This is a genomic window from Mesorhizobium sp. M1409 (assembly GCF_040317535.1).
GTDB lineage: Bacteria > Pseudomonadota > Alphaproteobacteria > Rhizobiales > Rhizobiaceae > Mesorhizobium.
In genome coordinates this window covers 1-19,716 of the sequence record NZ_JAMYKV010000062.1, presented here as the reverse complement: position 1 = coordinate 19,716, position 19,716 = coordinate 1, and the positions used below count along the sequence as shown (strand labels likewise).

The following is a 19,716-nucleotide window of genomic DNA, read 5'->3' as shown; positions in this document are numbered from 1 at the left end:
TCTCCCGCTTAATCTTTCTTTTTGTTGAGGAAACTCCAGGGCGAATTTACTGGCAGCGTGACGGTGTCCGGCACGCTGTCGGCAGCGACGACCTCTGCCTTGCGGACGCTGTAGCCCGACTGGACGACGCTGACGCCGTCGAGAATGAACAGCTGGCTCTTCTCCATCTCCGGCTTCAGCGCACCGGTGACCGCGACCGGCTGATAAGCTTCCGACATCTTGTAGGGGCGAGCAGGCGTGACCAATACGATCTGGTTGGGCGGCGGCGTCGGCATGTGGCTGCAGGCACCCGTCCACGGCACCAGCAGGAACTGATAGACAAGGTCGCCGTCGCGATCGACGGGCAATGCATAGCCGGCCAACTGAATGCTTTTGTCCTGCAGATCGAGGGACAGCGTCTCGCCGTGGTCCGGCAATTTTGCCGCGATCATCGGCAGCCCGACATTTTCGGCGGCTGCTTGCGCAGCCGGGCGCAGATCCTTCCAGAATATATGCGCGGTCTCGGCCGAGGCCTGGCCGATGGAAACGCCAAATGCGGCAGCCAGGATCACACCTGATTTCAAGCGATTGTTCATGGGCTCCATTCTTCGCCAACCTGCTGCCCGGATCGAGTCAAACCGTCGTGATTCGAGAGCATTTTTGCAGATGCCGGATCGCACTGTACCTCAATCCACACTTTCGCTCTTGCGCGCAATTCGAGCGCCGCTGTGAGGGTGGTGCGCTATCGGGGTCTCGCAGCGACCTCGCGGGAAGCATGACACGAATAAATGCTTGGGAAAGCGCCGAAAGTGCCTTGCCCGGTCGCGACAGCGGAGCAAAAAATAGAGCGGCCATAGCCGGCCGCATACGTTCGTCCACGACCTCGCCAGAACATGGAGAAGTACCATGCCAACCAGCGATGATCTCAAAGGGCTGATGAAATTCCTTACCCGTGTGGAATGGCGCGGATGTTTCGAAGAGGTGCTTGACGATCATCTCGGCCCCGTCCTCGATGCCTGCGACATGGATTTCGAAGACCTCACCGAAATCCTCGGCGAGGTCTGGGCAATGACCGTTTGGGGCTGCGCCTTCGAGGACTTTCTGACCCAAGACTTCGAGGGTGAACCCGGCAACATGGTCGATGACTATGTCAAGCGTCGAGGCTGGAAGCAAAACGCCCGATCCAAGGCTTATATGATGGCGTTACGGACCTCCGTCATGAGCCTGTACGAAGTAAGCAACGTCGTACCTGGACAATCTCTTGCGGCGCGGGACCTTATCCGCGGAGGTGAACCCATCACCGTTAGCGAGGGCACCGCCACGAAGACGTTGAAACAGTGGGACAGGATTGCTGCACGGATCGTACCTGTCATGGGGAAGAACGTTCTTGCCGGCGGCGTTTTGCCGTTCACCCCGCAAGCCGCGGAGACGCTGTTCGATGTGCTGCGGGGCACGTTCGGCAAAAAAAATGCAAAAAAAATACCTGCCTTGAAGAATGAAGAGCTGCAGGCGGCAGCGTCCATGTTCACTCTGTCCTGGTTGTACGACACCCTCAACAGGGCGATGACCAGGCCATTGCTGCGAAACAATCATGGCGACGATATCGTTTTCCACGATGTCTGCTTCCCCTTGGCATCCGGGGCGATACAGCGGGATATCGCTGCCCGATTGAACAGCATTCCGGGCATGTGGCAGGAAAATGTGAAATTCTGGAACTGGCTGGAAGAGACGCCGGGAAACAGGGACAACCCAAAGAGGGGGAACGCAGCTACTCTCGACGCCACGATGGACGACGGTTTGAGCGTGTTGGGCAATGTCGAGCTGACGGGTCCTTTCCTGAAACTGTCCACCAATTCCGCTGCGCGAGCAACAAAGGGGACGGCCCTGATCCGGCAGGCCCTTGGCGATCTTGTCCAGACGCCTCTTACCGATATCCGTACTGTCGAGCAGATGACGGCCGCGCGGCCGGGCAATCATACCGAAAAGCAATCGAGTCTGCCGCCCGAAGTCATCAAACAAGGCGTTCATGAGTTCTTGGATCGGCACTATCTTGAAACGCTGGACCTGCCGGTCGCAATGCTGGGAAATAAAACACCGCGTCAGGCCGTCAAAACCGCCGCTGGTCGCCAGAAGGTCGTCGAGTGGCTCAAATACATGGAAAACCAAACCGTCAAGCAGCCGGACCCAACCGATCCCATGGCCACCTACAATTTCGAATGGGTTTGGAAAGAACTCGGCGTTCACGACCTGCGTCGATAGCCCGCAATCAACTGGAGCCGCGGAGACAGCGAAACAAAATAGATGGAGCGATGCGCTTTCAATTCGAACGCATCTCATTCCAGCGTCAACGCTTGAGCCGCATTACATGTCTGCGAGATCCGGCCATCCCGGTCTCGTTGAAACCGCGCGCCGCAAACATGTCGCGAAGGCCCATGAAGCTGTAGCTCGGCGACGCCTGATCGACCGGATAAGCCTCGATCGTGCTGGCGCCCTTGGCAAAGGCGTGATCTATGGCCGCGTCGAGCAGTGCGGCAGCCAGCCCGCCGCCGCGCATAGCCCTTGGCACGTAAAAGCAGACGATCGACCAGATATCCGTCTCGCTATCGTCTTGCTGCCGGGAAAGCCTGCGATAGGTCTGGCGTGGCGCGACCGAGCACCAACCGACGGTCTTGCCGTCAATATGGGCGAGAATGCCGACCGGCGTGCCGGCACCGACAAGCGCCATCATGGCCCGTTTCTTCTTGTCGTTCTGGACATGCTCGCGGCTGGGCAGATGGCGCCAGGCCATGCACCAGCAATATTTCGGCGCGCCCGGCTGTTCGAACAGGTTTTCGAAATCGGCGCGTGTCGAGCGCGTCACTTCCGTGAAGCTGATTTTGCGTCCTTCAGCTCTTCCTGGCGGCGAGGCGCTCGATCGTCCTGGCATCCGATAGTTCCTTCACCGCATCCTTGCCGATCCAGCGCGCGGTCTTGTCGGTTGACATGGCAAGCTTCCGCGCCACGGCAAGGGCAGGAGCATGCAGGCTCACCGATCGCTTGCCGATTTGCCGCAGCGCCCAGTTGACCGCCTTCCTGACGAAGTTGCGAGGATCACTTGCATGGGCCTCGATCAGCGGCAGATAGGACAGGAACGTCTCGTCCGGTTCCTTCTTCAAATGCACCGCTGCCCATGCCAGCATGGCGAAGGCGGTCCGACGGACGAATTCGCGCTCGTCATGGGCGAACTCTTCAATCAGCTGGCGCCAGAACGGCGTATCAGCGAACAGGTCCGAGACAGTGTCGACGACCTCCCAAGAATCGAAGTCGCCAGCCCAGCGGCGGCACTGTTCGATGGTGATCTCTTTCGGCTCGCCGGTGAACGCCGCCACAAGCCGCGCCTCGCGAATACCGGTGTCCCACAGCATCAGACCCCGTTCGTTGTTGCGCTTCAGCTTGCGGGCGAGCGGCCGCAGGTCCGAATTGCCGACGCCGAGCGCCGTCGCGATGTTGATGCCGAACCGCGCCAAGCCGGCTCGATTCTCCGCGGTGCCGATTGCCCTGAGGTGGGCGACGATCTCATCCGCGGTCCAGTCTGGATCGGGCAGGGGCATCGCCATAAAAGCCTATTTTTCCAGCCGCGCCAGCAGCGAGGACGTATCCCAGCGCTTACCGCCCATTGCCTGCACGTCCTTGTAAAACTGATCGACAAGCGCGGTCACCGGCAATTTGGCACCGTTGCGGTCGGCTTCCGCCAGGCAGATGCCAAGGTCCTTGCGCATCCAATCGACGGCGAAGCCGAAATCATACTTGCCGGCATTCATCGTCTTGTGGCGGTTCTCCATCTGCCAGGAACCGGCCGCGCCCTTGGAGATGACCTCGATCACCTTCTCGATGTCGAGCCCGGCCTTCTTGCCGAAATGGATGCCTTCGGCCAGCCCCTGCACGAGGCCGGCGATGGTGATCTGGTTGATCATCTTGGTGAGCTGACCAGCACCGGCCGACCCCATCAGGCCAACCATGCGGGCAAAAGCGTCGATGACAAGCCTGGCCCTGTCGAAAGCGTCCTGCTCACCACCGACCATGACGGTCAGCACGCCATTCTCGGCGCCGGCCTGGCCGCCGGAGACCGGTGCATCAAGGAACGAAAAGCCGCGCGCTTGCGCCTCCGCCGCCAGCTCGCGTGCGACCTCGGCCGAGGCCGTGGTGTTGTCGATGAAGACCGAACCCTTCTTCATCGATGTGAAGGCGCCTTCGGGACCCGTCGTCACCGAGCGCAAATCGTCGTCATTGCCAACGCAGGAGAAGACAAAATCCTTGCCCTCGGCTGCTTGCGCCGGCGTCGCCGCGAGGCTGCCGCCATGCTGGCCGACCCACTGCTCTGCCTTGGCCTTGGTGCGGTTGTAGACCGTGACGTCGTGGCCACCCTTGTTCCTCAAGTGCCCGGCCATCGGATAGCCCATTACGCCAAGACCGAGAAATGCCACAGATGCCATGAGCTTGCCCTTCAGAATGGAAACGAAATTTGCCGCGAAAGCTCTAGGCTCTGCGCTCAATTCGTCAAGACGCGTGTGACCAGATCGACTGGTGCAGCCAATTGAAAATGATCAGCGTTTCAGGTGAACGGTGATCCGGCGCTCGATCCATTCAACGCCATGGCGCAGGATCTCGACCATCACAAGATAGACGAGAGCGACCCAGATATAGGCCTGAATGTCGAACGAGTTGGCGAAGGCGAGCTTTGCATTGCCCATCAGATCATAGACCGTGATGATGGCGACGATGGCGGACGCCTTGACCATCAGGATCAGTTCGTTGCCATACGGCCGCAAGGCGACGATCAAGGCTTGCGGCAGGATGATCTTGCGCAATGTCTGCAGTTTGTGCAGGCCGAGCGATGCTGCCCCTTCCCATTGCCCGCGAGGCACGCTCTCGATGGCGCCGCGTAGAATCTCGGCCTGGTAGGCGGTGGTGTTGAGCGCAAAGGCAAAGACGCCGCAATTGAACGCGTCCTTGAAAAAGTCCCAGAGGCCGACCGACTGGAGTTCGACCCTGAACGAGCCCAATCCATAGTAGACTAGGTAGGTCTGAACCAGCAGCGGCGTGCCGCGGAAGAAATAGACATAGCAATAGGCGAGGCCGGACAGGATCCGGTTGCTGGACATGCGCCCATAAGCGACAGGCACCGAAAGTATCGCGCCGAGCACCATCGATATGGAAACCAGCGAGAGCGTTACCCCAAGCCCTTGCAAATAGGCCGGCGCATATTTGGCGAAGAAATCGGCGTTCCAGGCAACGACCAGATAGCTGACGATGCCTGCGCCGAATAGAATCCACAGGCAGACCAGCGCATAACCGGCGATACGCCTGCGCGGCCAACCCCGCGCCTGGGGCGGCGGCCGCTCGACGATGACGGCTGTGGCGCTCATCGCTGTGCCTCCCGCCGGCCAAGCGAGCGCAGAATTGCGCCGGTGGCGAAGGACGACACGACGGCAAGGCCAAGAAAGACCAGGGAGGCCACGCCGAAGAACAGGAAAGCGTGCTTGGTGACGCGGGCGGCAATGCTGGCATTGCGCAGCGTCTCGGCGAGGCCGACGACCGATACGAGCGACGTGTCCTTGAGCAGGCTGAGCCAGCAATTCTCCAGTCCGGGAAACGCGATGCGCAGCAGCTGCGGCACGATCACCTTGCGCATGGTCAGCCAGTTGGAAAGCCCGATGGCGTAGCCGCCCTCGTACTGGCCCTTCGGTATGGCGCGGAAGGCCGAAAGGAAAACCTCGCTGGCATAGGACGAGAAGATCAGCGCAAGCACGATCATGCCGGCGACGAAGCTGTTGACGTCGATGGTGGCGTCCGGCCAGAAATACCTGACGAGATGCTGCAGCAGTATCGGCATGCCGAAGAAGAACAGGAAAAGCGTTACCAACTCCGGCAGGCCGCGAAACACCGTGGTGTAGATATTGGCGGCAAGGCGCAGCGAAGGCTCTTCGGACTGCTTGGCGAGTGCAATGAAAAAGCCGATCGTCAATCCAATGGGCAGCGTGGCAAGCGCAAGCGCAACGGTAATCAGTGCGCCATAGGCGATATCGTCAAGCCAGCCATCGGGTCCCCAACTGAGAAGTGTCCATATGCTCTGGGCTGGCATCGACAGGTCTTATCTCCACGGCGTTCCCGAGACGAATAGAAAGACGGCGGAGAGTTCCCCGCCGTCCTCACCCTAATTTATCAGGACTCGGCGCCGTAGACGTCGAACTTGAAGTACTTGTCGTTGATTTCCTTGTATTTTCCATTGGCGCGGATGGCGTCGATGGCCGTGTTGAGCTTGTTGACCAGGTCGGTCTCGCCCTTGCGCACGGCAATGCCGGCGCCTGGCCCGAAGATCTCGACTGGTTGCGGCGACGGCTGGCCGAGGATCTTGCAGCAGGCGCCATCGGGCGAATCCAGCCACTGCTGCAGCACGACGATATCGTCCTCGATGGCGTCGAGACGACCATTGGCAAGATCTGCCTGCTCCTCGGGGCTGCTCGGATAGCCCTTGACGGTGCTGTCGGTGTAGGTTTTCGAGGCATAGTTGAAATGCGTGGTGGTGGTGGCCACGCCGATGGTCTTGCCGGCGAGATCTTCCTTGGTCACGCCTTTCAGCGTGCTGTCCTTCGGCACGGCGAGCGCTGACGGCGTGTTGTAGTATTTGTGCGAGAAGTCGACCTTCTCCAGCCGCTCTGGGGTGATCGACATCGAGGCGACGATGGCGTCGAACTTGCCGGCCTGAAGGGCGGGAATGATGCCGTCCCAATCCTGGGCGACGAAGGTGCACTTGACCTTCATTTCATCACAAAGCGCCTTTGCGATGTCGATGTCGAAGCCGACGAGCTGGCCATCGGCGGTGAGGTTGTTGAATGGCGGGTAGGCGCCTTCGGTGCCGATCCTCAGGGTCTTTTCCTGGGCCTGGGCTACGCCGAGCGTCAACAGCGCGGCCGAAGCGGCGAGCGCGATACGCAGTGCAATACGCATGATAATCCTCTCTTTGTGGTCCCGGCCGTCGTTCCAAACGGCTCTGTGGGCGGTGCTTTTGGCCGCCCGCTGGCGCGATACTCCCACTCTTTCCAAGAAAAAAGCAACTGCAAAACCACAAAGGTTGGGAAGGCTATTCCGCCGCTGCGTCAGCGCTCAGCCAGCGAGCCCCGTGGTGCGCTCGATGAAGTCGGCTATCGACTTTGTATCGTCGAGATCGAACACCGGCAGGGAACCGCCTTCAGCCGCGAAATCGGCGGCGACGGCGACGATATTGGGATCACTTGCCGAAAGCGGCGTGCGGTCTTTCGCGTCCAGCCGGCGGGTTTCGATCTTGCGGTGGGCCTCGCGCTTGTAGCCCTCGACCAGCACCAGGTCGCAAGGCGCGAGCCGTGATAGAATCACCTCCAGCGTCGGCTCATCCTCACCGCGCAGCTCGTGCATCAGCGCCCAGCGGGTTCCCGAGACGATCGCGACTTCCGTGGCGCCGGCCTGCCTATGGCGGTAGCTGTCGGCACCCGGCTTGTCGATGTCGAAATCGTGGTGAGCGTGTTTCACCGTCGATACTTTCCAGCCGCGCCGGACAAGTTCGGTGACCAGCTTTTCGGTCAATGTCGTCTTGCCGGAGTTTTTCCAACCGGTGATGCCGAAGACACGTCTGTTCATGATTTCATGCTGCAACAGACCTTCGGCAGCGACAAGATCATCAGGCTGGTTGATGTTGAAAAAGGGGTCGACCGGGTGACCCGCCGATGGAAGAAGCGGGAATTCCACTTCGACAAAACCGTGCCGGTCGATGAAAGCCGAAACCCGCCTGTTGTCCTCATCGACGAGAAACTGCCGCAGGCCGTCGCGACAGTCTGTAGGCCAGAGCGCGAAGGTCGGGTGCCGCTTGCCGCCCGAGCAAGCGACAGCAATCGAACCTGGATTTTGATCGGTGGCGACCGCCAGTCGCTCGACAAGATCCAGCGGCAGGAAGGGCGTGTCGCCGGCGGCTGTGACGATCGCCTCGCAAGCCGTGTTGGCAACGGCCCATTCGAGGCCGGTGAGGATTCCGGCAAGCGGCCCGGCAAAGCCGGTCACCGTGTCGGCAAGCACCGGCAGTCCAAAGCGCGAGAACCGCGCCGGATCGCCGTTGGCGCTAAGCGCGAGAGGGCCGATCTGCGGGCCAAAGCGCGAAACGACCTGGTCGAGCACGGAGCCGCTGCCAAGGGGCAACAGGGTCTTGTCGCCACCGCCCATCCGTCTCGATTGGCCGCCGGCCAGAATGATCCCCGCAACATCTCGTTTCATGCCATGGAGCCTGTACGCCAGCCGCTGGGAATCGCAAGAACCTTCAAATGAACAGGCTAGATCCCGTCCGGAACCATCGACGGTCCGGTGCTTTCGGCGACGATCTTTCGCCGGCCGACCACTCGCTCGCGGTAAAGCGCATAGAGGCCGGAGCCGATGATGATCGTGGCACCGACGATCATCGGCAGATCGGGAATATCGGCGAAGATGAACAGGCCAAGCAGGATCGACCAGATCAGGGCCGTGTAGCGGAACGGCGCGATGAAGGAGATGTCGCCCGAGCGCATCGCCATGATGATGAACTGGTAGCCGATGAGCACAAGCACCGCGGCCAAGGCCAACAAAGCCGTGCTGTTGCCCGTCATCGGTGTCCAGCCGCCCATCGGCGACAACAGCGCCGCGCCGACCATGGTCATGGCAAGCGCGGTGGCGGTCGAAACCAGGAGGGTCGGAATAGCCTTGGGAATGCGCTTGGTGCTGAGATCGCGCACCGCACAACAAGCGACGCTGGCCAGCGCCGACAGCGAGTAGATGCTGAACCCTTCGAAGCCAGGCCGCACGATGATCAGCACGCCGGCAAATCCGATGGCGATCGCCAGCCAGCGCCGCCAGCCGACAGCCTCGCCGAAGACAAGTGCCGCCCCCATCGTCACCGCCAGCGGCAGCGCCTGCAGCACCGCCGAAACATTGGCGATCGGCAAATGGGCGAGGGCGACGAGAAAACTCACCGTTGCGCCGGCCTCGCCGATCACGCGCATGGCCACCAGCGGCTGCAGCATCGAGCCCGGGCGAGCGAGCGCGCCGCGCTGCCAGGCGAGGAGGCCGACGAAAAGCGAAGCGAAAGCTCCACGGATCAGCATGACTTGCGCCATGTTCATCGATTGCGACGAGTATTTGGTGATGGCGTCATTGAGCGTGAAGCCGGCCATCGCCACCATCATGAACAACGCGCCGCGAAGATTTGGAGACAGGGGCAAGACGACTACCGGTTCTGCTTTGCGGCAAGCCTGTAACAGCCGGGCATGAAACAGCAACAGCAAAGGGCTGGGCCACAGCCCTGTTTGTGGCCCAGGAGATCGCCTGCGATGGCGGCGGAACCTACTTTTTCGGCGTCAGCACCTCGGTGCCATTGCCTTCCTTGCCGGCGATCGTCCATAGGCCGTGCAGCGAGCCGTCGTCCATCACCTTGTAGACGACGAGGCCGATATCCTTGTCCATGACATAGCCGGCGGAGAAGGCGTCATCGTTGCGCATGCAGATGCCGTCGGAAGATGAGCCGCCCGTCTCCCAGTGGATCGTGCAGGTCGTTCCGCTGGTCAGCGCGATGGTTGCCTCGCCGCCATAGGCGGAGCCGTCGAAGTTGGTGCCGGCGACCGTATAGGTTCCGCCGATCGACTGGGCGGCCGCTGGCACGGAAGCGAGGCCAAGCAGTGCAAGAGAAAGAACGAGTTTGCGCATGATGTATTCCCCCGTTGGATGAAACCGTCCCAAGCGGAAGGCTAGGCCGGAACGGACCAACGGTAAATCAGCGGAGCATTCGCGGATAAGGATTTGTTCGCGGTGTGGCCGAAATGCTCACGGTCCCGAAACGCTCATGGTCCCCCAAACTCTCATGGCTCCTTGAGACTGCCGGCGATGGCGCCGACAAGCGGGTCGTATTTCGACTTGAGGGCTGGCGGGTAGTCGATCCGGACCGTGCGGATGACGCCATCCCTGCCGAACAGGCGCCGCTCGTAAAAGATCTTTCCGCCCTTCAACCCAGACAACACCGCCCAATCCTTGCCGGACTTGCTGTAGGTGACCATGTAGCCGGCTTCGTCGCTGGCCTTCTCGGCTGCCACAAAACCCTTCGGCGTATCGTCGTCGATGTTGAGGATGCCCGAGCAGATCAGGCTGGCGCCATCGGCACTCAGCCATTCCTGTCCGTCGCCATTATCCGGCTCGGGCTGGCGATCGGTGAAGATCTCATCGGGGAACGTGCAGACGGTGCCGAAGCGCTCGTTCACATAGGTGAACGGCGCGGCGACCGCACTGGTCGCTGCAATTGCTGTGACAAACGCCAGGGATGAAGAACGTCGCCGCATGTCTCGCCTCCAAGCCAAATGACCAGGAAGGCAATCTTGCACGAATTCAGTAAAGAATCAGCCGCCCGTCACACTCATATGCCGCGACACCGATGGGCGGCTGGTGCGGCGGTCGATGATGAAGTCGTGGCCTTTCGGCTTGCGGCCGATCGCTTCGTCGATGGCGTCAGCGACCAGTTCGTTGCCTTCGGAGGCCCGCAAGGGCGCGCGCAGGTCGGCGGCGTCTTCCTGGCCGAGGCACATGTACAGCGTGCCGGTGCAGGTCAGCCGGACGCGGTTGCAGCTCTCGCAGAAATTATGCGTCATCGGCGTGATGAAGCCAAGGCGTCCGCCGGTCTCGGCGACATGGACGTAGCGGGCTGGGCCGCCCGTCTTGAAGGGAATGTCGGTCAGCGTGAACTGGCGCTCCAGCGACGCGCGCAGCAGCGACAGCGGCAAATACTGGTCCGTGCGGTCGGCATCGATCTCGCCCATCGGCATGGTTTCGATGACCGTCAGGTCCATGCCGCGGCCATGCGCCCAGCGCATCATCCCGGGCAGCTCGGCGTCGTTGAAATCCTTCAGCGCCACCGCGTTGAGCTTGACCTTCAACCCGGCCGCCTGCGCGGCATCGATGCCTTGCATTACCTTGTCGAGATGACCCCAGCGGGTGATCTTGTGGAACTTGTCGGCATCGAGCGTATCGAGCGAGACGTTGATGCGCCTGACGCCGCAATCGGCGAGTTCGGCGGCAAAGCGCGACAGTTGCGAGCCGTTGGTGGTCAACGTCAGTTCTTCCAGCGCGCCGCTTTCGAGATGCCGCGACAGCTGGCGCACCAGATGCATGATGTTCTTGCGCACCAGCGGCTCACCGCCGGTGAGGCGCAATTTCCTGACGCCCTTTTCGATGAAGACACCGCAGAGCCGGTCGAGTTCTTCCAGCGACAGCAGGTCCTTCTTCGGCAGGAAGGCCATGTCCTCGGCCATGCAATAGGTGCAGCGAAAATCGCAGCGGTCGGTGACCGACACCCGGAGATAGCTGATCGTGCGACCGAAAGGGTCGATCATGTCCATGCTTCAAACGCTTCCCGTGGCCGTGAACGGCGTCGTTATATACCGCTATGTGATACGATCCAGCCGTTCATTCAAGATAGCGGCTGTAGATCTTTGGTAACATCCCTGCGCCGACATAGCATGTCGGTCGGCTTTATCAGACCTTTTCCCGTTTGACGAAGCGGCGTAGGGAAGGGGTGAATGACACGGGATCGAACAGCATGACCGCGCCGAAGGAACTCCGGGTCTCGAAGGACCGCAAACTGCTGTCCGTCACCTTTCCCGATCACCAGCCCTTCGAACTGCCGGCGGAACTGCTGCGCGTCGCCTCGCCATCGGCCGAGGTGCAAGGCCATTCGCCCGAACAGCGGGTGACGGTTCCCGGCAAGCGCAATGTCGCTATCTTGAAGATCGAGCCGGTCGGCAACTATGCCGTGCGTATCACCTTCGACGATTTCCACGACACCGGCATCTTCACCTGGAATTACCTGCACACGCTCGGCCACGAGAAGGATGCGCGCTGGAACGCCTATCTCGCCGAGCTTGCGGAAAAGGGCTTGAGCCGGGACCGCTAGGCTGGCGCCGCCATTGTCGTCAAAGCGTCATCGAAGTGGGGTAGCGCCAGCGAAGGTTTGGAGACGAAAAAGATGTCCGTCATCACCACGGTCGAGCAGCTCGATGCGCTCTATGGCGTTCCAGGCGAGGCCTCGCTGGTCAAGGAACTCGACCACGTCATCCCGGAATATGCCGCCTTCATCGAAGCCTCGCCCTTTGTCGCGCTGGCGACCAGTGGCCCGGAGGGTCTGGACTGTTCGCCGCGCGGCGATCTCGCCGGCTTCGTGCGCATCCGCGATCCGAAAACCCTGATGATGCCGGACCGTCGCGGCAACAACCGTGCCGATTCGCTTCGAAACATCATCCGCGACCCGCGCGTCGGCCTGCTGTTCCTGGTGCCGGGATCGGGCACGACGCTGCGCGTCAATGGTCGCGCTCATATCACCACGGATACAACGCTATGCGCGTCATTCACGGTCGAAGGCAGGGCGGCGCGATCGGTAACCGTCGTCGACATCGATTCGGTCTACTTCCAATGCGCCCGTGCCATCGTCCGCTCCGAGCTCTGGAATCCGGCGAGGCATGTCGACCCGAAGTCGTTGCCGACGCCCGGACAAATCCTGGAAATCACCAGTCGCAAGAGCATCGACGGCGAGACCTACGACAAGGAATGGCCGGAGCGGGCGAAGAAGACGATGTGGTAAGTCTGGGCTGAAAGAGCCGCTACGCCTCCTTCAGCACCTCATAGATCTTGCGCATCTGATCGCCGATCATGTCGCACTGTTCCGGTGTCGACTGGCTCATCGCCTTCTCGATCAGCGCCATATGCACTTTCAGCGCCTGCATCAGCAGCGCCTCGCCGGCCTCGGTGAGCGCGAGCCGCAGGATGCGCTTGTCCTTCTCGTCGCCCTCGCGGCGCAGCAGGCCACGCGCCTCCAGCTGCGGCAAAAGCATGGTGATGTTGGAGCGACCGACGAGCAGCTTGCGGGCAAGGTCGTGCTGCGACATGCCGGGATGTCGGTAGAGGTTCATCAGCACGTCGAGCTGCGCCGGCTTCAAGTCGAGCGGCCCCAGCTTCACCGCCAGCGTGCGTTCAAGCACATGACAGGCGCGCGCCACCGCGACCCAGTTGCGAAAACGCGGGTTGTCCCAAGGTAGCTCTTGTTTATTGTTCATCTTTGAACTATTATGTTCATGCTTGAACGTATGGATGGATTCTCACTATGGCATCATTCGGGCTGAAGGTCATCCGGGGCGTGTTCGGTGCGGCCGAGCGTGTCGCGCCGCGGCTCACCGGACGCGCGGCGTTCGAATTGTTCTGTCGCACGCCGAACGTCAAGGCGCTCAGCGATGGTGAACGGCGCGCCATCGACCGTGCGGCGGAGTTCATGACCGAGGCGCGTCATCACCGGCTGAAGACCGCGACCGGCTGCGTCATGGCGCACGAGTTCCGGCCGGAGCCGGGCAGGGCGGCCGCCGGCACGGTGCTTGTCGTCCATGGCTGGCGCTCGCGCACCGAATATATGCGCGCGCTGATCGAAGGCTATCGCGCCGCCGGCCATAGGGTCGTTTCGCTCGATCTGCCCGGCCACGGCCAGTCGCAGGGCAGGCGGCTCAACATGGTCAATGCCGTCGATGCGGTGCGGGTTGCCGGCGAGTGGTTCGGCCCCTTCGTGGCGGCGGTCGGTCATTCTTTCGGCGGCGCGGTCGCCGCCAATGCCATCGCCGGCTCGGTCAAGAACATCCCGCCGCTGGCCGCCGGACGCCTGGTGCTGATCGCGGCGCCTAGCTCCCTGCCGGCGATCTTTGCCGACTTCAGCCGCATGCTCAATGTCGGCCCGCGCTCGCAAGCCGCCATGGCGGACCGGGTCGAGCATCTTTCCGGCCGGCCGCTGCACGAATTCACCGGCGACCGCCAGCTCGCCCAGGCGCCGGTGCCGACCCTGGTCATCCATGCGCAGGACGATCGCGAAGTTTCGGCCGACCATGCAAAGCGCTACGCCGGCGCAGGCGGCCATGTGCGGCTCTACTGGGCCGACGGGCTCGGCCACCGCCGTATCCTTGCGGACAAGGGTGTGGTCGAACGCGCGGTCGGCTTCGTGACGCATCGCGAGCCGACGCTGCTGCACTGAGCGTCGATCGAAATTATTTCTTCTTCTCGCCGGGTTCGATCGGCAGTCCGGCCGCCTTCCAGGCGGTGTAGCCGCCAAGGATGTGCTTGACCGGCGCAAGCCCCATGTCCTGCGCTGTCTTGGTGGCCAGCGCCGAACGCCAGCCGCCGGCGCAGAAGAAGACGAAGCTCTTTCCCGAGGCGAAGAACGGCTTGTGGTACGGGCTTTCGGGATCGATCCAGAATTCCAGCATGCCGCGGGTGACATGTTTGGCGCCGGGAATCCGGCCGTCGCGTTCCACCTCGCGAGGGTCGCGCAGATCGACGAAGATTGTGTCTTCCTCGTCGAGCAGCCCGGCTGCTTCCTCAGGAGAAACCACCTCGATCTCGGCGTTCGCCTCGTCCAGCAGTTCGCGATAACCCTTTTTCACGCTTTCATCCCTCCCGGCTTGCTGGCGAATTTCGATCACACCGGCCGGCGTTTGTCACGCCGCGTCGGTGCCGGAGCGCAAGCACCCTCGCTCCAGCCGTCACGATGTTGTGAAACCGTTCTGCAACAGACGTTCCAAAATTTATGAAAGCTTAACGAAATCGGTATGAATCAGTATAGTCGCGCCTTACATCCGCCATGCGGTGAGCGGGACGATCTAGCGTGCGGAACGGGAACCGGCTGCGGCCGGGAGCGGGTGATCCATGAAATTCCTCGGAAACAAGGCGGCCGTGATGCCGCTGATGGCGATCACGGCAACGCTCGCTTTCGGTGTGCCGCAAGCAGGCGCGCAGGGCCTCTTCGACATGCTTTTCGGCGGCGGCGTCAAGCACGCGCCGCAAGGCGAGTTTCCGCCGCCACCACCGAAGAATAAGCCCAAAGCGCCGGGCGGCGGTGGCAGCGTGAGAATCAGCGGCCCGTCCTATTACACCTACAAGGCCGATCGTCTGGTTCGCGTCGACTTCTCGGCGCTGGCGGCGACGCCGGAGCCGGCGGTGCCGCAGGATGCGGCTTTCGTGCCGTCAGTGACGGTTGCTGCGTTTCGGGATGCGGTTGCCAGCTTGAGTGATTACGAACTCTATGCCGAACCCGACATCGCCAAGGCGCTGATCGCCTACTACTCGGCCAATCCGGATTTCATCTGGGTGACGGGAACCAGCCTCAACAGCCGTGCTCAGGATGCGGTGCGCGTCCTTGGCGAGGCTTCAAGCTATGGTCTCACGCCCGCCGACTACACGGTCGAAGTGCCCGCCGCCGGTGCATCTTCGGCCGACCCCAATGCGCAGCTGAAAGAGCTCGTCCGTTTCGAGATGGCGCTGTCGGCGCGCGTGCTGCGCTATGCCCACGACGCCCAGAACGGCCGCGTCGAGCCCAACCGCATGACCGGCTACTACGATTTCCCGGCCAAGCCGCTCGACTTGCAAGGCGTGCTGAAAACGCTGGCGCATACCCAGGAGGTGCGCACCTATCTCGAATCGCGGCATCCGCAGAATGCGGAATACCAGGCGCTGCGCGTCGAACTGGAATCCTTGCAGGCAAGTGCGGAAAACGAAATCGTCGTCGACCCCAAGCTGTTGCTGAAGCCGGGCGAAACCAGCCCTGAACTGCCGAAGCTGCTGACCCTGATCGCGCGCAATCTCGATGACGAGATGGGCGGCGCCTATGGCGAAATCCTGTCCAGGCTGGCGACCAGCGAAGTCTACGACCCGGAACTCATTCCGATCATCAAGGCCGTGCAGCAAAAGGCAGGCATGAAGGGCGATGGCGTCATCGGTCCGCGCACCGTTGCGTCGCTGGCCGGAACATCCAAGGCCGACAAGCTGCTGAAGGTGGAAGTGGCGCTGGAGGAACTGCGCTGGCTGCCTTCCGATCTCGGCAGCCCGCGGGTCTTCATCAACCAGCCGGCCTTCACCGCGAGCTATATCGACAATGGCGAGGAAAAGCTGAAGACGCGTGTCGTCGTCGGCCGGACCACTAACCAGACCGCCTTCTTCTACGACCAGATCAAGCAGGTCGATTTCCATCCCTATTGGGGCGTGCCGCAGTCGATCATCGTCAACGAAATGCTGCCCAGGCTGCGCAACGATCCCGGCTATCTCGACCGGGCCGGCTACGAGGTGACGGATTCGCGCGGCAAGCGTATTCCGTCGTCGGCGGTCGACTGGGGCGCCTATGGCTCGAACATCCCCTACAGCGTGCGCCAGCAGCCGAGCGAGGCCAATGCGCTGGGCGAACTGAAGATCCTGTTCCCCAACAAGCACGCGATCTACATGCACGACACGCCGCAGAAATCCTTCTTTGAGCGTGACATGCGCGCGCTCAGCCATGGCTGCGTGCGGCTGCAGGATCCACGCGGCATGGCGGCGGCGGTGCTCGGTACCTCGGTCGACTATATCGCCGAGAAGCTGAAGCACGGCCACGCGACCGAGAATGTGACACGCACGATCCCGGTCTATGTCGCCTATTTCACCGCCTGGCCTGACCTGTCCGGCAAGGTCGAATATTTCGACGATGTCTACGACCGCGACTCGCGGCTGAAGCAGGCCTTGGACGCCACCGAGGCGGTGCGCTCACCGACGAGTTGAATGAAAAATTTCTTTATGCATGTCGTTGTCCCAAAACCGCTGCCCACTTTTGGGCGACATGCATTAGCGCTCCAGCAGCGGCCGCCGGAAGCCGGCGTCCCGCCCGGCGATCAGCCAATAGAGCAACCCGGCGACAAGGCCGGCGGCGGCGATGATGCCGATGTCGACCCAGCGCTCCGGGTCCATGTCCTCCGGCGCACTCGGCCAGATCAGGGCGAAACCGCCAACCGCGGCGGCGGCGCCGAAAACCATGTGCAGCAGCACATTGCGCAGCGAGAAGAACTCGGCGATCAGCGCGAAGATCAGCGTCTGCAGCGCGGTCACGACAATCGTCAGGAAATAGACGAACATGCCGAGTGGCGGGACCAGCAGGACCGCGATCGGCGAGACGCCCATGAAGTCGAAATAGCCGGGCGAGTTGGGCAAGGAACTGAGCACGGCATAGATCGCCGCGATGGCGATCAGGCCGACCAGAACCGACACGAAGTAGCCGGCCAGCATCATCAATATGCGCTTCATCACGTGTTTCGCGGTCGCCATGCCCATCCCCCAATGCGGCGCCTAACCCACAGTCAGCCATCAAAGGCGATCTGGCGCAAGGGGAGGCAGGGCAATCGCCTCAGGCCAGCGACCGTTTCCAACTCGTGGCGGAGAGCGCCAATTGTCGAAGTCGGCGCCGCCCCTCATTGTCCTGCCGGACATTTCTCCCCGTATAGTGACGGGGAGAAAGAGGATGGCCGCGGCGCCGGAGCCTTTCTACAGCGCTGAAGCGCTGACAATTGGCGAAATCGGCGGCGAGCGTCCCTCTCCCCGTCGCTATACGGGGAGAGGATGCCGGCAGGCAGGTGAGGGGCGGCGCGAGCGCCCGGAAAGACCGATGGCAACGGCTGGGAGTGGCCAATGATTCGCGTCCGAACGGCCTCCGACGACGACCCTTATTTTGGCTCGCCCGTCACGGGATCATAATTGATCTCAACCTTGGCCTTGTCCGACGTGTAGTAGGTGACGGTGTAGGCGCCGCTATCCCAGTCGACCTCCTTCACATAGAGAAAGCCGTCGCGCTTCTCGACCTTGGCGAGAATGTCAGACAGTTTCTTGGCATTGGACGGCGGCAGCGGAGCATCGTCCGCGGCAAAGGCCGGCCCGCCGGCGAGAAGAACGGCGACGCTGGTCGCCAGGAGCAATCTGGACATGGTTTTCCCTCAACTTTCCTGGGACAGAAACTCGCTGCCATGCCGGTTTGTTCCGCGGGTGGCATGCCGGGCCATCTCAGCCGACCGGCTTGCTACCTGTTCGAGGGGCTGCCGCCCGCCTAACTTACGCGGCGCGTCGTTGAGCGGGGTGGAGACCTGAACGGGTTCGACGAGGGTCGACGGCGGTCACGATGCCGTGGTGGTGATCGCAATAGACGCGATCCGGCGAAGTTGGCCCAGCACAAAAACGATAACCGCCGGGTACTGACCGGTCTTCGCTCACCGGGAAGCGGCACTGATAGACGCCCAGTTGAATGAGTGGGACGTCTCTCGAAGTTGGTCTGATATTTTCAGGCATGGTTTTTCAGGTTCCTAGTTCATAGTCATTGCCCGCTGACGGCCGCGGTGCGACCGCGTCAGGGCGAGCTTCTCTCGTTTTGGAGGGCTGTGGATCACCATATGGTGTTGGTCGCAGCGTGAATGAAGCCCGGGGCCCTGCTTTCGGAAGCCAATTGTTGCGACTTAAGGCCACACTTGCCGCTGGGGTGCGCGAAGGCATGGCGGGCGATGTTGTCGTCCACAGATCGCTCCGCCCCCGGGTTAATTGGCAGGCGGGGTGAGGGGTGGCTTGTGGGGGCCCCCTTCAGGCCTTGCGCTTCGCGATTGGTCGGCTGCCGCTTCTGGCCGCGCCGAGCTTCGTCGCCGCTTTGGCGGCAGCTTTCGGAGCTTTCGACTTCGTCGCTGCTTTGGCGGCTGGAGCCTTTGCAATGGCAGGCTTCGCAGCGCGGGCAGTGAGAACAGAGGCGGCCACAGGCCTTGCCGGGTTGGCAAAAGCACGCGGCATTGCTTTGGCGGCAGTATGTTTTTTTGCGGCGGCAACCGCCACGTCCCGCTTGCGGTAAACCTTGGAACGCACAGAAGCGGAGTCCGCAGTCGACCAGCGTGATCCGGTCTCCGATGCAGGCGGCTCGACGGCCTCGATGCTCAAGCGCAGACCCATCGCGTGAACCACCTTGATAACAGTCGCAAATTCGGGACGGCCCTTGCTGTCGAGTGCCCGGTAGAGGCTTTCGCGGGATAGCCCGGCAGCCTTGGCGATCTGCGTCATACCGCGCGCACGGGCGATCTCGCCGAGTGCCGCCGCCATCAGCGCGGGATCGCCATCGGCGAAAATCTCGTCGAGGAAATGCGCAATGGTTTCCTCGTTATCGAGGTTCTTGCTGACATCCCAAGCTGTCGTTTCAACTGTCATTCAAAATACTCCTGCGCGAGTTTCTTCGCCCTTGCGATATCGCGCCTTTGACTGCCCTTGTCGCCACCGCACAGCAACAGCACCACAGCATCGCCGTGGCAGGCGAAGTAGATGCGATAGCCTGGCCCGTGATCGACGCGCATTTCACTAACGCTCTCGCCCACCGGCTTCGTATCGCCAAAATGGCCGGTATGCCGGACACGAAAAATGCGGGCGTCGATGCGACCGCGCGCGGCATTTGGCAAGTCACCATACCATTTGGCATAGACCTTGGTCTGGCGGATTTCCATTCATTGCCCTGTCGCCTATAGGCCACAATATAGGCACGCTAGAAAACGCGCAAGGGTTACCTGCAAGTGCCTTGCTTAGCCGCAGCCACTGCGCCGGCACCGCAGACGGCGGTTGAAGAGTCCGGCGGGTGCCCCCGGGTTATCGGCTGGCCCTTGGGGGGCCGTCATGTGGGGTCCCGCATCCGTGCGCGACCGTTGGCTTTCAGAGCCCTCAACCGGCCAGTTCTAGGAGGGCGAGCCGCGGGAGCGGATACATTTTGTCAGCAGACAGTGTGGTCGCGTCCCAGGGGAATCGGGTGAGTTAATTATCGTGAGATGACGCTTACGAGGAATTCGTCGTCCCACGCCGCCACTTTTCGTTTCAATC

At 61.7% G+C, this 19,716-nt stretch carries 23 protein-coding genes and 1 pseudogene; 5 read left to right on the top strand and 19 right to left on the bottom strand.

The window, feature by feature from the left end; genetic code table 11:
• Positions 1–8: 8 nt before the first annotated feature.
• A complete protein-coding gene (locus NKG99_RS31095; protein ID WP_352873076.1) occupies positions 9–575 on the bottom strand; it encodes a DUF3299 domain-containing protein in 567 nt (188 codons plus the stop codon).
• Positions 576–885: 310 nt separating this feature from the next.
• Between NKG99_RS31095 and NKG99_RS31090 the strand changes: the two genes are divergently transcribed.
• Positions 886–2,238: a DUF7986 domain-containing protein gene (locus NKG99_RS31090; RefSeq protein ID WP_352873074.1), complete on the top strand. Its 1,353-nt coding sequence runs from the start codon at positions 886–888 to the stop codon at positions 2,236–2,238.
• A gap of 85 nt (positions 2,239–2,323) precedes the next feature.
• Here NKG99_RS31090 and NKG99_RS31085 read toward each other — a convergent pair whose 3' ends face one another.
• From NKG99_RS31085 to moaA, 12 genes and pseudogenes are all read right to left on the bottom strand, one after another.
• The gene (locus NKG99_RS31085; protein ID WP_352873073.1) at positions 2,324–2,905 is read right to left on the bottom strand and encodes a GNAT family N-acetyltransferase; all 582 of its coding nucleotides are present in this window, start codon (positions 2,903–2,905) and stop codon (positions 2,324–2,326) included.
• Positions 2,865–3,569, bottom strand: coding sequence for a DNA alkylation repair protein (locus NKG99_RS31080; protein WP_352873094.1), 705 nt, complete (start codon positions 3,567–3,569; stop codon positions 2,865–2,867). Before NKG99_RS31080 ends, NKG99_RS31085 begins: the two co-directional genes overlap by 41 nt.
• A gap of 12 nt (positions 3,570–3,581) precedes the next feature.
• Entirely contained in the window at positions 3,582–4,451 is an 870-nt protein-coding gene (locus NKG99_RS31075; protein WP_352873072.1) for an NAD(P)-dependent oxidoreductase, read from the bottom strand.
• Positions 4,452–4,562: 111 nt separating this feature from the next.
• On the bottom strand, positions 4,563–5,384 hold the full coding sequence (locus NKG99_RS31070) for an ABC transporter permease (RefSeq protein ID WP_352873071.1): 822 nt from the start codon (positions 5,382–5,384) through the stop codon (positions 4,563–4,565).
• The gene (locus NKG99_RS31065; RefSeq protein WP_352873070.1) at positions 5,381–6,100 is read right to left on the bottom strand and encodes an ABC transporter permease; all 720 of its coding nucleotides are present in this window, start codon (positions 6,098–6,100) and stop codon (positions 5,381–5,383) included. The genes NKG99_RS31070 and NKG99_RS31065 overlap by 4 nt, the downstream gene beginning before the upstream one ends.
• 80 nt (positions 6,101–6,180) lie before the next feature.
• Positions 6,181–6,966, bottom strand: coding sequence for an ABC transporter substrate-binding protein (locus tag NKG99_RS31060; RefSeq protein WP_023759175.1), 786 nt, complete (start codon positions 6,964–6,966; stop codon positions 6,181–6,183).
• Between the two features lie 156 nt (positions 6,967–7,122).
• Complete coding sequence (mobB, locus tag NKG99_RS31055; protein WP_352873092.1) at positions 7,123–7,632, bottom strand: molybdopterin-guanine dinucleotide biosynthesis protein B; 510 nt, start codon at positions 7,630–7,632, stop codon at positions 7,123–7,125.
• A 9-nt stretch (positions 7,633–7,641) separates the two neighbouring features.
• Positions 7,642–8,259: pseudogene (mobA, locus tag NKG99_RS31050) on the bottom strand (molybdenum cofactor guanylyltransferase MobA); the annotation flags it as partial.
• 56 nt (positions 8,260–8,315) lie between these two features.
• Positions 8,316–9,236, bottom strand: a complete 921-nt coding sequence (locus tag NKG99_RS31045; protein WP_352873069.1) for a DMT family transporter — start codon at positions 9,234–9,236, stop codon at positions 8,316–8,318.
• A gap of 121 nt (positions 9,237–9,357) precedes the next feature.
• Complete coding sequence (locus tag NKG99_RS31040) at positions 9,358–9,717, bottom strand: hypothetical protein (RefSeq protein ID WP_352873068.1); 360 nt, start codon at positions 9,715–9,717, stop codon at positions 9,358–9,360.
• A 152-nt stretch (positions 9,718–9,869) separates the two neighbouring features.
• Complete coding sequence (locus NKG99_RS31035) at positions 9,870–10,343, bottom strand: hypothetical protein (RefSeq protein WP_352873067.1); 474 nt, start codon at positions 10,341–10,343, stop codon at positions 9,870–9,872.
• Positions 10,344–10,400: 57 nt separating this feature from the next.
• Positions 10,401–11,396, bottom strand: coding sequence for a GTP 3',8-cyclase MoaA (gene moaA, locus NKG99_RS31030; RefSeq protein WP_352873066.1), 996 nt, complete (start codon positions 11,394–11,396; stop codon positions 10,401–10,403).
• Positions 11,397–11,596: 200 nt separating this feature from the next.
• Between moaA and NKG99_RS31025 the strand changes: the two genes are divergently transcribed.
• Both NKG99_RS31025 and NKG99_RS31020 read left to right on the top strand, forming a co-directional pair.
• A complete protein-coding gene (locus tag NKG99_RS31025) occupies positions 11,597–11,950 on the top strand; it encodes a gamma-butyrobetaine hydroxylase family protein (RefSeq protein ID WP_352873064.1) in 354 nt (117 codons plus the stop codon).
• Positions 11,951–12,022: 72 nt separating this feature from the next.
• The gene (locus tag NKG99_RS31020; RefSeq protein ID WP_352873062.1) at positions 12,023–12,634 is read left to right on the top strand and encodes a pyridoxamine 5'-phosphate oxidase family protein; all 612 of its coding nucleotides are present in this window, start codon (positions 12,023–12,025) and stop codon (positions 12,632–12,634) included.
• A gap of 19 nt (positions 12,635–12,653) precedes the next feature.
• On the opposite strand, the gene NKG99_RS31015 is transcribed toward NKG99_RS31020, so the two are convergent.
• Positions 12,654–13,106, bottom strand: a complete 453-nt coding sequence (locus tag NKG99_RS31015) for a MarR family winged helix-turn-helix transcriptional regulator (protein WP_352873060.1) — start codon at positions 13,104–13,106, stop codon at positions 12,654–12,656.
• Positions 13,107–13,153: 47 nt separating this feature from the next.
• Here NKG99_RS31015 and NKG99_RS31010 point away from each other — a divergent pair, with 47 nt between their 5' ends.
• On the top strand, positions 13,154–14,062 hold the full coding sequence (locus NKG99_RS31010; protein ID WP_352873058.1) for an alpha/beta hydrolase: 909 nt from the start codon (positions 13,154–13,156) through the stop codon (positions 14,060–14,062).
• A 13-nt stretch (positions 14,063–14,075) separates the two neighbouring features.
• Here NKG99_RS31010 and NKG99_RS31005 read toward each other — a convergent pair whose 3' ends face one another.
• On the bottom strand, positions 14,076–14,471 hold the full coding sequence (locus tag NKG99_RS31005; protein ID WP_352873056.1) for a rhodanese-like domain-containing protein: 396 nt from the start codon (positions 14,469–14,471) through the stop codon (positions 14,076–14,078).
• 262 nt (positions 14,472–14,733) lie between these two features.
• Here NKG99_RS31005 and NKG99_RS31000 point away from each other — a divergent pair, with 262 nt between their 5' ends.
• Positions 14,734–16,614, top strand: coding sequence for a L,D-transpeptidase family protein (locus tag NKG99_RS31000; protein ID WP_352873054.1), 1,881 nt, complete (start codon positions 14,734–14,736; stop codon positions 16,612–16,614).
• A gap of 63 nt (positions 16,615–16,677) precedes the next feature.
• On the opposite strand, the gene NKG99_RS30995 is transcribed toward NKG99_RS31000, so the two are convergent.
• The 4 genes from NKG99_RS30995 to NKG99_RS30975 all read right to left on the bottom strand — a co-directional run bounded on the left by NKG99_RS30995 (position 16,678) and on the right by NKG99_RS30975 (position 19,349).
• Positions 16,678–17,160, bottom strand: coding sequence for a hypothetical protein (locus NKG99_RS30995; RefSeq protein ID WP_352873053.1), 483 nt, complete (start codon positions 17,158–17,160; stop codon positions 16,678–16,680).
• Positions 17,161–17,549: 389 nt separating this feature from the next.
• Complete coding sequence (locus NKG99_RS30990) at positions 17,550–17,807, bottom strand: PepSY domain-containing protein (RefSeq protein WP_352873051.1); 258 nt, start codon at positions 17,805–17,807, stop codon at positions 17,550–17,552.
• A 643-nt stretch (positions 17,808–18,450) separates the two neighbouring features.
• Positions 18,451–19,059 carry an addiction module antidote protein gene (locus NKG99_RS30980; protein WP_352873048.1) on the bottom strand — a complete coding sequence of 203 codons (609 nt, stop codon included), beginning with the start codon at positions 19,057–19,059 and terminating at the stop codon, positions 18,451–18,453.
• Entirely contained in the window at positions 19,056–19,349 is a 294-nt protein-coding gene (locus NKG99_RS30975) for a type II toxin-antitoxin system RelE/ParE family toxin (RefSeq protein WP_352873047.1), read from the bottom strand. Before NKG99_RS30975 ends, NKG99_RS30980 begins: the two co-directional genes overlap by 4 nt.
• Positions 19,350–19,716 lie beyond the last annotated feature (367 nt).